Origin of the sequence: Streptomyces phaeochromogenes (assembly GCF_001418655.1) — a bacterium.
Classification (GTDB): domain Bacteria; phylum Actinomycetota; class Actinomycetes; order Streptomycetales; family Streptomycetaceae; genus Streptomyces; species Streptomyces phaeochromogenes.
This window is the reverse complement of sequence record NZ_LIQZ01000621.1, coordinates 1-226: the sequence shown is the minus strand read 5'-3', so window position 1 is coordinate 226 and position 226 is coordinate 1.

The following is a 226-nucleotide window of genomic DNA, read 5'->3' as shown; positions in this document are numbered from 1 at the left end:
GGCGGTGGTGGGGAGCCGGTCACCTGGTGAAGGACGCTAAACCTGGGACCGTGGCGGGGGTAACGGCATGTACGGAAGTGGTGGGACTCGGACATGAGCTGACCGGGTACGACCGCGATCCGGGCCCGGGGCCGCCGACTTGACGTGGTGCGGTGACCGATGCGCGGATTGTCGGGAAACGGGCGGCGACCCGGTGCTATGGGCTCCGCCGGGGGCGGTGTGCGGT